Genomic DNA, 14,112 nt, shown 5'->3' on the forward strand with positions numbered 1-14,112 from the left:
AATCTTTAACAACGATGAAACGCCGCTTGTTTGTCACAGAGCAGTCTGAGACTGCAATTCGACTCAGCTCTACGTTCCCTTTTTCGTTCGATCGAAGAGCTAAGGCTGACAATAATAATGACCTTACAAGGCGTCGCTTCCAGGCATTTCTGTTGTTAGGGATTTTTAAAAATAAGGCGCTAAGGAGACTGTAAATGGCTGATAAGAAAGCGACACTTACCCTACAAGGTCACGACCCGATCGAACTAAACGTGCTATCCGGCACGCTGGGCCAGGATGAAATTGATATCCGCCCGTTAGGCGCGAAAGGTTTTTTCACCTATGACCCCGGTTTTACGTCTACCGCATCTTGCGAATCTAAAATCACCTTTATCGACGGTGATGAAGGGATCCTGTTGCATCGCGGCTTCCCGATTGATCAACTCGCGCAAGAATCTACTTTCCTGGAAGTAAGCTATCTGCTGCTTAATGGCGAAACCCCGACGCCGGAACAGTATGAAGAATTCAAAACCAATGTGACCCGTCACACGATGGTGCACGAACAAATCACCCGCCTTTTCCACGGTTTCCGTCGTGACTCTCACCCGATGGCTGTGCTGTGTGGTGTGACCGGCGCGCTGGCCGCGTTTTATCACGACTCGATTGACGTCGAAAATGAACGTCACCGTGAAATCGCCGCTTACCGCCTGCTGTCCAAAATGCCGACCGTGGCGGCCATGTGTTACAAATATTCCATCGGCCAGCCGTTTGTTTATCCGCGCAACGACCTGTCGTACGCCGGTAACTTCCTGCACATGATGTTCTCCACACCGTGTGAGGAATACAAAGTAAACCCGATCCTGGAACGCGCGATGGATCGCATTCTGATCCTGCACGCTGACCACGAGCAAAACGCCTCGACGTCTACCGTGCGTACCGCGGGTTCTTCAGGCGCTAACCCGTTTGCCTGTATCGCTGCGGGCATCGCGTCCCTGTGGGGACCGGCTCACGGCGGTGCCAATGAAGCTGCACTGAAAATGCTGGAAGAGATCAGCAGCGTTGATCACATTCCGGAATTCGTTAAGCGTGCGAAAGACAAAAATGATTCCTTCCGCCTGATGGGCTTTGGTCACCGTGTTTATAAAAACTATGACCCGCGCGCTACCGTCATGCGTGAAACCTGTCATGAAGTGCTGAAAGAGCTGGATCTGAAAGACAACCTGCTGGAAGTGGCGATGGAACTTGAGCACATTGCCCTCAACGACCCGTACTTCATCGAGAAGAAACTGTACCCGAACGTCGATTTCTACTCCGGCATCATCCTGAAAGCGATGGGTATTCCGTCTTCCATGTTTACCGTTATCTTCGCGATGGCGCGTACGGTTGGCTGGATTGCTCACTGGAGCGAAATGCATCAGGAAGGCATCAAAATCGCCCGTCCTCGCCAGCTGTATACCGGCTACGACAAACGCGATTTCCATTCTCAGCTGAAAAAATAATATTGATTGTTCAGACTGACAAAAAGGCTCCTCCGGGAGCCTTTTTCATTGCTGACATATCACTCAGACCTGACACACCGGACACCAGAAAAACGGTCGCGATGACACACTGGTTTTTGCGATCGGATCACCGCAACGCTCACAAGGCTGCCCTGTCCTGCCAAACACTTTGAAACGGAACAGCGCGCCATGATGCACATTTTCATCCATCGTGCCGCGTGTGGCATAAGATAACCGCGCAACAGACAAACAGGCATCCGCCAGCGCATCCAGTTCCGCTTCGCTCAGTTCTTTCGGTTTATGATCCGGCAGCAGTTTCGCCAGCCAGAGAATTTCTGCCCGCAGATAATTTCCCAGCCCTGCCAGAAAAGCCTGATCCAGCAACATTCCGCCTAGCTGCCGGTTGCAGAATTTGGGTGAAAGTAACCGCTCACGCACCTGTGCGACCGTCAACCTCTCATCAAGAACGTCGGGGCCGATACGTTGCAGGAACGGATGATTCTCGATTTCCGCCGTATCGTAAATACTGATTTCGGAGGCGCTGTACAGCAGGATCGCAGCTTCAGTGGTTTCCAGCCTGACCCGCAGGGATCGCCTGGTTTCCTTCGCCACTTCACCGGCGTTTACCACCCGCCAGACACCGTAAAGCTGGTTGTGACTGTAAAGCGTCAGCCCGTTGGAAAAGTGCGTCAGCAGCGCTTTGCCGCGCGTTTCAATCGCGGTGATTTTGGTCCCACGTAACGCGGACTGATAAGGCTTTAATGACGGAAACGCAAACCAGACATCCGTGAGGGGCTTATTAACAACCGCCGCCGCCAGCAAATCGGCGGCACGGCGGATTTCAGGACCTTCAGGCATCAGTGAGTCGCACCCTCGGCAATTTTCAAATCCTGCTCTGTGTGCAGCGCGATAGCGATAGTCAGCTCAAGCGCGTTCAGGACAGTGTGTACTGACATACTCGGCGCACCAGGATGCTTCGCCGCCTGTTCCGGCAGATACGGAATATGAATAAAACCGCCCTTTACCACTTTGCAGGAAGGTTGCGCCAGCCGGTGCATCAGGCCGTACATCACATGATTACAGACATAGGTTCCGGCAGTTTGCGATACGCACGCCGGAATACCGGATTCACGTAATCCGCTGACAATTGTTTTGATCGGCAGTGAGGAAAAATAGGCGGCAGGTCCGCTGGCGACAATGGTTTCATCCACCGGCTGATTACCTTCATTATCAGGAATACGCGCATCATCAACGTTAATCGCCACACGTTCGAGGCTGAAATCGACGCGACCACCTGCCTGTCCGACGCAAATCACCATTTCCGGCAGGATTTCATCAATTGCCGCATTCAGCGCATCAATAGCTTTGCCAAAAACACACGGCAGCTGACGCACCACAATCTGCGCGCCGGATAACTCCAGATCGCCGAGTTGTTTAACCACTTCCCATGACGGATTGACACGCTCGCCGCCAAAAGGCTCAAAACCGGTTACCAGAACTTTACGCATTGATATTCCCTAAGATCAGCCCGCGCTGATCTGAATGTTTTGCTCACCAAAGGCTTCCCGCAACCGGCGGGCGAAAATCAGTGCGTGCTCACCGTCGCCGTGAAGGCAGACAGTATCAGCGCTGACCGGCACCCAGAGGCCTTCGCGGCTGAGAACTTTACCTTGCTGCACCATCGCCAGCGTCTGGTCCAGCGCCAGTTCGTCGCTTTCAATCATGGCATCAGGCTGACTGCGCGGCACCAGCGTGCCGTCACTTTGATACCGCCGGTCAGCAAACACTTCCTGACGCGTTTGCAGCCCGAGCCGCTCACCCGCGCGGATCAGTTCACTTCCCGCCAGACCGACCAGACGCAGCGCCGGGTTAATGGTATGCACAGCACGGGCAATCGCATCAGCCAGAATAGCGTCGGTCGCGGCCTGATTGTAAAGCATGCCGTGCGGCTTCACGTGGACCATCTCCCCGCCTTCCGCACGGGTGATGGCGGCCAGCGCACCGAGCTGATAGACCACCTGCGCGTACACCGTTTCAGGAGGAAGCCGCATCGCAGTCCGCCCAAAGTTTTCCCGGTCGGGAAAGCCCGGATGCGCGCCAATCGCCACGCCGTATTTCAGCGCCCAGCGTACGGACTGACACATGGTCTGCGCGTCACCGGCATGGAATCCGCAGGCAATATTGGCAGAACTGACCAGCTGCAACAGCGCCTCATCGTTGGCACAGCCTTCGCCTAAATCCGCGTTGAGATCAACGACCATGCAGCCCCCGTTTTACCTGTTCAATAAACAGCGACTGCTCACGCAGCGCTTTCTGCGCCTCTTCCGGCGTACATTTCACAAAGTGAACGGGCTCGCCAAGGCGGATTTGCGCCAGATTATACAAATCGGCTTCGATGACGCAGGCAATGCGCGGATAGCCGCCGGTGGTCTGCGCATCGGCCATCAGCACAATCGGCTGCCCGCCGTGCGGCACCTGTACCACGCCTGGCAACAGACCGTGCGACAACATTTCGCGGTCAGTTTCACGCTTCAAAACATGTCCGTGAAGACGGTATCCCATACGGTTACTTTGCGGACTAAGCTGCCAGGAAGCACGCCAGAATTCTTCACGCGACTGCGCGCTGAACTCCTGATATTCCGGTCCCGGCAAGGCGCGGATACGGTTGCCGAACAACAGCTGTTTAATGCCGCCGGAATGCTTCGGCTGCTGGTACGAGTCGCCGGTGGGAAGCTGATCGCCATCCTGCAACTGACGCCCCTGAAAACCGCCGAATTTGGCTTTCAGATCCGTACTGCGCGACCCCATGACTTCCGGCACATCAATCCCGCCGGAAATCGCCAGATAGCTGCGCATACCGCGCGTCGGCATTTTCATGGTCAGAATCTGCCCCGGCTTCACCGGATAATTCCATCCGGTCCAGAGGTCTTTGCCATCGAGTTGCGCGTGACAGCCCGCACCGGTCAGCGCAATCCAGCCTTCACGGTGGAACTCTGCGCTGAACTGACCGAGCGTGATTTCCAGACCGGCGGCATTCTCATCATTGCCGACCAGCAAATTAGCAATCCGCAACGCCGGCGCATCCAGCGCGCCGGACTGGCTGACGCCCTGCTGACGATAACCGTTACGGCCCAAATCCTGCACGGTGGTAAACATCCCTGCGCGTAAAACCTTCAGCATACGCCCTCCTTTTGTGGCACGAAGCGCACACTGTCACCCGGCAGGACTAATGTCGGAATTTCGCGCAGCGGATCAAACATTGCCAAAGGTGTTTGCCCGATCAACTGCCAGCCGCCCGGCGTGGACAGAGGATAAATACCCGTCTGGCTGCCGCCGATACCCACCGAACCTGCGGGTACTGAAAGACGCGGTTCACCGTGACGCGGTGTGCTCAGTTTTTCCGACATGCCCCCCAGATAAGGGAAACCTGGCTGGAAACCCAGAAAATAGACGGTGTAATCGACGCCACTGTGGCATTCGACGACCTGACGCGGTGTCATGCCGGTATGCTGCGCCACATGCTCTAAATCCGGGCCCTGCGCGCCGCCATAAATCACCGGAATTTCAATCAGCCGTGATGCAGGCTCAATCGCTTCGCTCTCTTCCCACCAGTTTTGCAGACGCTCAATCGCGTCCAGCGCAGAACTTTGCGCATCGGTGAGTAATACCGTCAGATTATTCATGCCGGGAATGACTTCGCGGACGCCAGGAAACGCCGCGCGATCCTGTAAACGTTGCGTCAGTCCCCAGATCCGCTGCTGGCTCACCAGCGAAACCGGGGGTTCCAGTTCCAGCACTACCGCGCGTTCACCCAGCAGGTAACATCGTGCTCGTTGCACTCAGACACTCCTCAAAGAAGGGTTGTGGATCATCAGGTTATTCACTAAATCATTAGTGTGAGATTTGTTATCAGTTATGCGTGAAATAGAGTGGTGATGTCAACTCATCTGCCCGTTCGTGCGGGACACTGAGGTTTCGCCCGCCGTCCGCAACTGGTACTCTCATAAAAGTTGCTGTTTTTTTAGCGTTTGGATAACGCCTTCGTTACACAATAGGGATGGCCTGTGAGAAAACCATTAGCACTCTTTTTTCCGCTCTACACCACCACATTACTGATGCTGCTGGGCTCCGGCCTGCTGACCACCTACATTTCCCTGCGTCTGTCCGCTGTCCACGTCAGCGGCGCGATGATCGGGGCAATCATAGCGGCCAACTACATCGGGCTGGTGATCGGCGGCAAAGTCGGCCATATCCTGATCGCCCGCGTCGGGCACATTCGCGCATACGTTTCCTGTTCCGGTATCATTACCGCCGCTGTGCTCGGTCATGGCCTGACCGACATTATCCCGGTCTGGGTGGTGCTGCGCCTGATCATCGGCTTGTGCATGATGGTGCAATACATGGTGCTGGAAAGCTGGCTCAACGATCAGGCCGAATCCAGCCAGCGCGGCGTGGTGTTCGGTTTTTATATGGTGGCGTCTTATCTGGGGATGGCGCTCGGTCAGGTGGTGCTGATGCTTAACAGCGATTTAGGCGTCAGTACGCTCATCGTTATCGCGTTGTGTTTCGCCCTGTGTCTGGTGCCGATTGCCCTGACGACGCGCACCAACGTCGGACATATGTCTCCGGCGCCGATGGAGCTGAAATTCTTTATCGGTGCGATCCCCAAAGTTCTGGCCATCACGTTGCTGATTGGTATGGTCGTCGGTTCGTTTTACGGTCTGGCGCCGATTTACACCAGCCAGCAATCGCTGAGTACACAGCAAACCGGTCTGTTTATGGCGCTGGCGATTTTCGCCGGTTTACTGGCGCAGTTCCCGCTGAGCTGGCTGTCGGATCGTTATAACCGCAACATGCTGATGCGCATTAACGCGATTCTGCTGGCAGTGGCGGCATTACCGCTGGCGCTGCTCACGCATATCTCCTTCCCGCTGCTGCTCGGTATTGGTTTTATCGTCAGCCTGATGCAGTTCACCTTGTATCCGCTGGTCGTCGCGCTGGCTAATGACATGATCGAGCCGGAACGTCGTGTGTCGCTGTCCGCCTGTCTGCTGATGGCGTTCGGTGTCGGTGCCTGTATCGGTCCGCTGGCGGTCGGCGCGCTGATCGAGCCGCTGGGTGGCAATATTTTGTATGCATTTTTTGCGATTTGCGGCGGCGGCATTATGGCGCTGAGCCGGACATCGAAAAAAGAAGAAGAGACGCAGATGGCGGTCGATGCGCCGGTTCCGCACATCGCCATGCCGGACAGCCTGAGCAGTTCCCCGCTCTCTCCTGCACTGAATCCTGCCTTTGATGAGCAGATGATTCAGGAAACCATGCCCGCGCCGGAAAACGTCGTTGAACCGCAGGTTGAGGAAAGCGAAGCCACAGAGGAAGAGGAAGAAGAGGAAAGCAAGTATCCACCGCAGGGAGCAGACCCCGAAGTGGACACCGGATTACAGCGGGCGTTTACCCTGCTGGAAGACAGCGTTTCTGAAGAAACAACTGATAAAACGATACATAAGTAAGGGACGTAATCGTTGCAGGCAGTTTGGATTCGGCCAGCGCGCAGGGACAGGAGCGTACCGTGAGTACGTGACTGTCACGAGCACTGCCCGGATTCAAAATGGCAAATAAGATAGTCCTAAGCCGGGTTATCAATGTCGATAAACATGACGTCCAGCCCGTGTTCCGCTGCCAGCCATTCGCCCAGCGCTTTCACGCCATAACGTTCTGTGGCGTGATGGCCTGCGGCGTAGAAATGGATACCCATTTCACGCGCAATATGAATGGTTTGTTCTGACACTTCGCCGCTGATGAAGGCATCGACACCAAATTCTGCCGCCTGCTGGATAAAGCCCTGACCGCCGCCGGAACACCAGGCAACGCGGCGAATTTCGGTCGGTCCGCCCTGCGAACTGTGCAGCACGTTGCGGTCCAGAGTCACTTCTATGCGCTGACGCAGTTCTTCACCGGTCAGTGGCTTTTCCAGTTCGCCGTAAGGCACCAGCGGCATCACTTCACCCAGCACGTTAATCCCGAACAGTTTCGCCAGCTGCGCGTTGTTTCCCAGTTCAGGATGCGCGTCCAGCGGCAGATGGTAACCGTATAAATTGGTATCACTGACCAGCAGCGTTTTCAGGCGATTACGTTTCATTCCCCGGATCACTGCCGGTTCATTTTTCCAGAAATAACCGTGATGAACCAGAATCGCGTCAGCTTCCACGGCGATGGCAGCATCCAGCAAATCCTGACACGCCGTCACGCCGGTCACCACGCGCTGCACGTTACGGCGGCCTTCTACCTGTAATCCATTGGGGGCGTAATCGTTGAAATTACTGACGTCCAGTTTCTGGTTGATCAGCATTTCCAGCTGGAGATTATTCATGGCGTTTCTCGTTATTAAATGAATGGTCTATTTGACCTCTAATTTATCACCCTGCGCCATTCTGACAAACTTCACGCCCGGAGTATTGCCTTTCTCCAGCTGCGCCATAATTTCCTTTTCAGGATCCGCACCTGCTTTCAGACTCGGTTTGACGTGGCTGATAATCACCGTAAGGTCTTTCAGCGAACCCTCGCCCCCCGCGTATTGCTGCAAAATCCCCAGTTCTTTGAGCAACCAGTCCGGTGTCAGATGCCCGAACAGTTTGCTGTCAGGCACACCATCGGGATAAGACGTTTCAATGATGATCCCTTTCAGCCGTTTGGCTTTTACCTCATCACCCAGCACGCGCCAGACGGTATCCAGGTTCTTCGATTTTTCGACTTCATCCGGGCCGGTATCGCCGAAGAAAGCAAACGACTCGTTATTACGGCTCACCAGAATCATGCTCGACGGCGTACCGCCATGGCTGAGGGGATAAATATTGCCGTCCAGACCGGTCAGCCCGAGTGAGAAACGCTGCGCCGGACGCTGCTGATTCAGGCGATACGTGCCGATGCGCAAACCGCTGCCGGAGTCGGTGAAGTTAGGCCAGACGCGGCCATTGAAATAATGCTGACGCAGCGTACCGATGGTATCCGCCGTGCCGTAAATCGGTTTTTTGCTGTCTTCCGGCGAGCTGATAATCAGCCCCGCCAGATGGTCGAGATGACCGTGACTGATAAAGTATCCGCCAATCAGATTGCGAAAAACCGCGCCCTGCGGGGTCAGCGGTGCGGCATTTTCAGCGGTGACCTGCGGAAAACTGCCCTTATCCAGCGCCTTGCGGATGCCCGGCAAAACAGAACCGGCATCCAGCCCGAGATAGAGTTTTTGATCGTCACTTCTGATCAGGTACGAGGTGAGATTACCTTCTTCAACGCCGCCGTTCACGCCCAGCGCCACCACATCAAATCCGGCGGTGGCCTGTCCCGCCCAGCATGCCAGCATCAGCGCCAGCAGGTGTTTTTTCATCACATCGCTCCTTGTCGTGGTGAGAGTAAGGTCAGTCAGACCGGTTTTTTGCCGCCTCAAACGCCGCGAGCGTGTCTTTTCTCGCCCGCGCGTGATCAATAACCGGCTGCGGGTAGTCTAGCACGCGATGGTGTTTTTCCGCCCAGCGATGGGGTTGATGAATGTCTCTTTCTGGCACATCCGCCAGTTCAGGCACCCAGGCTTTGATAAAGCGTCCGGCTTTGTCAAAACGTTCACCCTGCGTGGTCGGGTTGAAAATACGGAAATACGGTGCGGCGTCGGTGCCGGTAGACGCGCCCCACTGCCAGCCACCATTGTTGGCCGCCAGATCGCCGTCGAGCAGTTGCGACATGAAATAACGCTCGCCTTCGCGCCAGTTGATCAGCAGATCTTTCACCAAAAAACTGGCGACAATCATACGCAGGCGGTTATGCATCCAGCCTGTCGCATTAAGCTGACGCATTGCCGCATCTACAATCGGATAACCGGTTTTCCCGTCTTTCCACGCCTGTAACTCTTCCGGTGCATGACGCCAGCGCACGTTGTCGGTCCATTCCACAAATGGCTGATGCTTGCAAAGCTTAGGCCAGGCGACAATCAGATGACGATAAAACTCACGCCACACCAGCTCATTCAGCCAGCCAAACGCGCCGCCGTCGGTTTTCTCCAGCACATCCGGACATTCGGTGCGCAGACGGTTAAGACACTGACGCGGCGAAAGCACACCGATAGCCAGATAAGGCGACAGCGAACTGGTGCCGTCGACCGCCGGTAAATCGCGCTGTTCAAGATAATCCTGTACCTGCTCACGGCAGAAACTGCGCAACTGATGACGGGCAGCTTCTTCGCCAATCGCAAAATCATCACCAATATCGGCAAGAGGATAATCGAATGGCATCAGCCGGTGTATCACCACTTTTCCGGCATTTTCCCGGGCTGGTGGCGCAGGCAAAGAACGGCTGTCGGATTCAGTCAGGCGGGATAAAAACGCGCGGCGAAAAGGCGTATAAACCTTGTACATCTCATTATTGCCGGTCGTGACCGAACCCGGCGGCAGCAGCAGGCTGTCGTCAAACGCGTGGCAGATGACCGATTCACTGACCGCGTTCTCCAGTGCAGCGTCCCGCTGACGTTCATTGAATTCATACTGTTTGTTGTAAAACAGGGCATCCACTTTTTCGGCTTTACAGAAATCCCTCAGCCAGTCCACGCTTTCAGCAAAATCATCACACTGATGGTAATGCAGTCCGATACCGCGCTCAGCCAGAGAATGTTGCAGTGCCTGAAGATGCTGATAGATAAACATCGCCTGCCGTGGTGCCATTTCATGCTGTTTCCACTGTTCCGGCGTGGCGATAAAAAGGGCAATCACACGCACCTGCGGGTCTTCACAGGCAGCATGCAACGCGCGGTTATCGGTTATCCGCAGGTCATTGCGGAACCAGACTAAATGCGTGGTCATAACACTCCTTTTAATGTCCGTATCGAAGTTTTAGTGCTTCCGGATAAGGCTCGAAATAACGCTGGTCAGCCAGATAAGCGTCCGGATATTCCGACATGTAATGTTTGAGCAACGTGATGGGCGCCAGCAGCGGCTGCATGCCCTGACGGTAACGGTCGATAAGCCCGGCCAGTTCCTGACGTTGTGGCGAGCTCAGCTGTTTGCGGAAATATCCCTGCACGTGCATCAGCACATTGGTGTGATTGCGTCGCGTGGCTTTATGGCTCAGCAGATTCATCAGCCGCAGGCGGTATTCTTTAAAGTATTCCTCGAGGGAATCCCATTCGGCCATCGCGGCAACGAAACGCCCCAGCTCGCGGTATTCCGGCTGCGAATGGGCCAGCAAAATAAGTTTATAACGGCTGTGGAAAGCCATCAGTTTGCCACGCGTCAGCCCGCTTTCGCGCAGCTGATTCAGCTCAAACAGCGCGAAGACGCGCTCGACAAAGTTCTCGCGTAACACCGGATCATTGAGCCGCCCGTCTTCTTCCACAGGCAGCCATGGATGCTGTTTCATCAGCTCAGCGGTATAAATCCCAACGCCGGATTTTTTGGCATCTTTACCGTTGGCGCTGTACACACGCACACGCTCCATCCCGCAGCTGGGCGATTTTGCACAGACGATATAGCCGCAAAGATGATCCAGCGGTGCAACGCGTTTCTCCGCATAGGCTTGCATCTTCTCAGTGATATCGGTGGTGTCGTCGTTGCTGAAACGCATGATCACGCCGTCATCGTGTTTAATCAGACGCAGCGCCGCACGGGGTGCCGGTAAGCCGATGGCCATTTCCGGGCAGATCGACTCAAAGCGCACATAAGGCGACAACTGCTCGACAGCAAACGCCAGGCGTTTATGACCGCCATCGAATCGGACGTTGTCCCCCAACAGACATGCACTGATGCCAACTGGAATTGTTTTCGCCATGGTCAGCTCCCGGGTTTGAGAAAAAAGAGCGGTGCCTGAACTTCATCACCTGTATGTATAACCTTAGCACAAGTTATACATAAAAATAATGTTGTACAGGTTTATCGACAAGCAATAAAAAACCCCGCGGGGAAACGGGGTTTCTTAAACTTCTCAGGTTAGTCCCGAGTCATTGGCGTTGCAGCAAGACGGCAAATGAGCAAATCCCGATGAGCTGACTGAGGTCAGTGATTCGGGTGAGCGAATGTAGCCAACGCAGCTGCGGCGTCAAGGACGACCGGAATAAATTAATAAAAATCCTGGGTCGCCATCTCAGCATGACTCAGCCACACCGGCTTATCGCTGGTTTTCATCCAGACGCGGTGTAAATAGCTGTAAAAACGGGCGCGGTCAGCGCGGAACAGCATGACCGGCAGAGCCAGCACACCGGCGGCGATAACAAAAGCGCGGCGGGCCAGTATGCGGGTCATTGTATATGGCGTGTAATCAGTCATATCACTCATGGCGTTGCTCCTGTTCTGTAACCTTCATCCTTCAGTCTGCTCCTGTGTTGGCTGCCTTCACTCATCGCGGTCACATACTTTTGTATGCTCCCGGAATTCGCTCAGTTGCCGCCTTGGTGCAACCAGAATGATTTTGGTTATGAATTTTCCGGAAAGTGTAAGTTGTGAAAAATATACTGCAATTGATGAAATTTTACTACTCATCTGACCACTTTAATGTGTAAATTTTCGCCAATTTTTGGCTATCACTGTAACTGAGTTACAGAATGGTTAAATAAATACGCAATTAAAGTTAATCACTAATTCCTAAGTCATTGGAGTCACAGCAAGGCACCCAGCGAAAGAATCCCGATGAGCTGACTCAGGTCAGTGATTCGGGTTATTGAGCGCAGGTAACGCCGCTGTGGTTTCTAGGACGAAGGAATTTTTATACTTTTTTTACACGCACGAACCCTTTCTTTTCAGGATCTTTTCCCGCCTTTCCTTATTCTCGCCACAACATAAAAACACACCTGTGGAGGTGGATTGTGAGTGTTGGCGTAATCTGCGGCGCATTACTGGTTCTTCTGCTGCTCGGCTATCTGGTTTATGCCCTGCTGAATGCGGAGGATTTTTAAATGGCCGCAACCGGATTCTTACTGATTGCCAGTTTTATGCTGGTGCTTTTGCTGCTGGCAAAACCACTGGGTAACTTTATTGCTCAACTGATCGAAGGACAGCCCGGCGCATTTATTCAGCGCATAGAAAACGGTGTTTTACGCACGTCTGGCAGCAGTCATGCCGAAATGAACTGGTGGCAGTACGCGCTGGCGATCATGGTATTCAACATTCTGGGCATCATCGTGCTGATGGCGATGCTGATGGCGCAGGGCGTGTTGCCGATGAATCCGCAACATTTTGGCGGACTGTCATGGGATCTGGCCTTTAACACCTCGGTAAGTTTCGTCACCAACACCAACTGGCAGGCTTACAGCGGCGAAAGCACTCTGAGCTATCTCAGTCAGATGGTCGGGCTGACCGTCCAAAACTTCCTCTCTGCGGCCACCGGTATCGCGGTAGCGTTCGCCCTGATCCGCGCCTTTGCGCGCCCTTCAGCGCAGACCATCGGCAACGCCTGGACAGATTTATGGCGCATCACGCTGTATCTGCTGCTGCCGGTATCCTTCCTGCTGGCGCTGTTTTTCGTCAGTCAGGGCGTACTGCAAAACTTTGAAGCGTATCAGCACATCACGACGCTGGAAGGCCTGCAACAGACCTTGCCGATGGGGCCGGTGGCTTCTCAGGAAGCGATCAAAATGCTCGGCACCAACGGCGGTGGCTTCTTTGGCGCTAACTCCGCGCATCCGTTTGAGAACCCGACTGCGCTGACCAACATGGTGCAGATGCTGGCGATTTTCATTATCCCGTGCGCGCTGTGCTTCGCATTTGGCCGGGTGGTCGGCGACAACCGCCAGGGTCATGCGCTGGTCTGGGCGATGTCGGTCATTTTCGTCGTCTCCGTGGTGGTGGTGATGTATGCCGAACTCAAAGGCAATCCACACTTCACGATGCTCGGTGCTGACAGCAACTTCAATATGGAAGGTAAGGAAAGCCGCTTCGGCATTCTGGCTTCAGCGATGTATGCGGTAGTCACGACGGCGGCCTCGTGCGGTGCGGTCAACGCCATGCACGATTCCTTCACCGCACTCGGCGGCATGGTGCCTATGTGGCTGATGCAGATTGGTGAAGTGGTGTTCGGCGGCGTCGGTTCCGGCCTGTACGGCATGCTGTTGTTCGTGTTGCTGACGGTGTTTATCGCCGGGCTGATGATCGGCCGCACGCCGGAATATCTCGGTAAGAAAATTGACGTTTACGACATGAAGATGACCGCACTGGCGATTCTGGTCACACCGACGCTGGTGCTGCTCGGCACCGCGCTGGCGCTGGTCACCGATGCCGGTCGCGCGGGGATTGCTAACCCCGGCGCACACGGTTTCAGTGAAGTGCTGTATGCGGTGTCTTCCGCCGCTAACAACAACGGCAGCGCCTTTGCCGGGCTGAGTGTTAACACACCGTTCTACAACCTGTTGCTGGCAACATGCATGTTCTTCGGCCGCTTCGGGGTGATCATTCCTGTACTGGCGATTGCCGGTTCACTGGTGGCGAAAAAGCGCCAGCAGGCAGGTAACGGCACCTTACCCACATCCGGCCCGCTGTTTATCGGTTTACTGGTCGGCACGGTGTTGTTAGTCGGCGCGCTGACTTTTGTTCCGGCACTGGCCCTGGGACCGGTCGCGGAACATTTGCAGGTCTGGTCAGCACAGTAATGCTGCGTAACTCGTTGA

General features: G+C 54.7%; 14 protein-coding genes. 4 read left to right on the forward strand and 10 right to left on the reverse strand.

Annotated features, from left to right (window positions below; genetic code table 11):
* The first annotated feature begins 194 nt into the window (after positions 1–194).
* Positions 195–1,478 (forward strand): citrate synthase, encoded by a 1,284-nt coding sequence (locus J1778_RS16295; protein ID WP_112289179.1) that lies wholly within the window; start codon positions 195–197, stop codon positions 1,476–1,478.
* 63 nt (positions 1,479–1,541) lie between these two features.
* On the opposite strand, the gene nei is transcribed toward J1778_RS16295, so the two are convergent.
* Genes nei through pxpB form a run of 5 tightly spaced genes read right to left on the reverse strand, consistent with a single transcriptional unit; the run spans position 1,542 to position 5,317 of the window.
* Entirely contained in the window at positions 1,542–2,336 is a 795-nt protein-coding gene (nei, locus tag J1778_RS16300) for an endonuclease VIII (protein ID WP_217174069.1), read from the reverse strand.
* Complete coding sequence (pcp, locus tag J1778_RS16305) at positions 2,336–2,986, reverse strand: pyroglutamyl-peptidase I (protein ID WP_217174070.1); 651 nt, start codon at positions 2,984–2,986, stop codon at positions 2,336–2,338. The genes nei and pcp overlap by 1 nt, the downstream gene beginning before the upstream one ends.
* A 15-nt stretch (positions 2,987–3,001) precedes the next feature.
* Positions 3,002–3,739 (reverse strand): 5-oxoprolinase subunit PxpA, encoded by a 738-nt coding sequence (gene pxpA / locus J1778_RS16310; protein ID WP_217174071.1) that lies wholly within the window; start codon positions 3,737–3,739, stop codon positions 3,002–3,004.
* On the reverse strand, positions 3,729–4,658 hold the full coding sequence (pxpC, locus tag J1778_RS16315; RefSeq protein ID WP_217174072.1) for a 5-oxoprolinase subunit PxpC: 930 nt from the start codon (positions 4,656–4,658) through the stop codon (positions 3,729–3,731). Before pxpC ends, pxpA begins: the two co-directional genes overlap by 11 nt.
* Positions 4,652–5,317 carry a 5-oxoprolinase subunit PxpB gene (pxpB, locus tag J1778_RS16320; RefSeq protein ID WP_217174073.1) on the reverse strand — a complete coding sequence of 222 codons (666 nt, stop codon included), beginning with the start codon at positions 5,315–5,317 and terminating at the stop codon, positions 4,652–4,654. Before pxpB ends, pxpC begins: the two co-directional genes overlap by 7 nt.
* 276 nt (positions 5,318–5,593) lie before the next feature.
* Here pxpB and J1778_RS16325 point away from each other — a divergent pair, with 276 nt between their 5' ends.
* Positions 5,594–6,988: an MFS transporter gene (locus J1778_RS16325; RefSeq protein WP_238484764.1), complete on the forward strand. Its 1,395-nt coding sequence runs from the start codon at positions 5,594–5,596 to the stop codon at positions 6,986–6,988.
* 116 nt (positions 6,989–7,104) lie between these two features.
* Here J1778_RS16325 and J1778_RS16330 read toward each other — a convergent pair whose 3' ends face one another.
* From J1778_RS16330 to J1778_RS16350, 5 genes are all read right to left on the reverse strand, one after another.
* Entirely contained in the window at positions 7,105–7,848 is a 744-nt protein-coding gene (locus tag J1778_RS16330) for a type 2 GTP cyclohydrolase I (RefSeq protein WP_217174075.1), read from the reverse strand.
* A gap of 27 nt (positions 7,849–7,875) precedes the next feature.
* Positions 7,876–8,859, reverse strand: coding sequence for an MBL fold metallo-hydrolase (locus tag J1778_RS16335; protein ID WP_217174076.1), 984 nt, complete (start codon positions 8,857–8,859; stop codon positions 7,876–7,878).
* A 31-nt stretch (positions 8,860–8,890) separates the two neighbouring features.
* Positions 8,891–10,321 (reverse strand): deoxyribodipyrimidine photo-lyase, encoded by a 1,431-nt coding sequence (gene phrB / locus J1778_RS16340; protein ID WP_217174077.1) that lies wholly within the window; start codon positions 10,319–10,321, stop codon positions 8,891–8,893.
* Between the two features lie 10 nt (positions 10,322–10,331).
* Positions 10,332–11,285 carry a YbgA family protein gene (locus J1778_RS16345; RefSeq protein ID WP_217174078.1) on the reverse strand — a complete coding sequence of 318 codons (954 nt, stop codon included), beginning with the start codon at positions 11,283–11,285 and terminating at the stop codon, positions 10,332–10,334.
* A gap of 287 nt (positions 11,286–11,572) precedes the next feature.
* Positions 11,573–11,779, reverse strand: coding sequence for a YbfA family protein (locus J1778_RS16350; protein ID WP_217174237.1), 207 nt, complete (start codon positions 11,777–11,779; stop codon positions 11,573–11,575).
* Between the two features lie 536 nt (positions 11,780–12,315).
* Between J1778_RS16350 and J1778_RS24745 the strand changes: the two genes are divergently transcribed.
* Positions 12,316–12,405: a K(+)-transporting ATPase subunit F gene (locus tag J1778_RS24745; RefSeq protein WP_071823630.1), complete on the forward strand. Its 90-nt coding sequence runs from the start codon at positions 12,316–12,318 to the stop codon at positions 12,403–12,405.
* Entirely contained in the window at positions 12,406–14,094 is a 1,689-nt protein-coding gene (gene kdpA, locus J1778_RS16360; RefSeq protein WP_217174079.1) for a potassium-transporting ATPase subunit KdpA, read from the forward strand.
* The last annotated feature ends 18 nt before the right edge of the window (positions 14,095–14,112 follow it).

The organism is Rahnella bonaserana (assembly GCF_019049675.1).
Lineage (GTDB): Bacteria > Pseudomonadota > Gammaproteobacteria > Enterobacterales > Enterobacteriaceae > Rahnella > Rahnella bonaserana.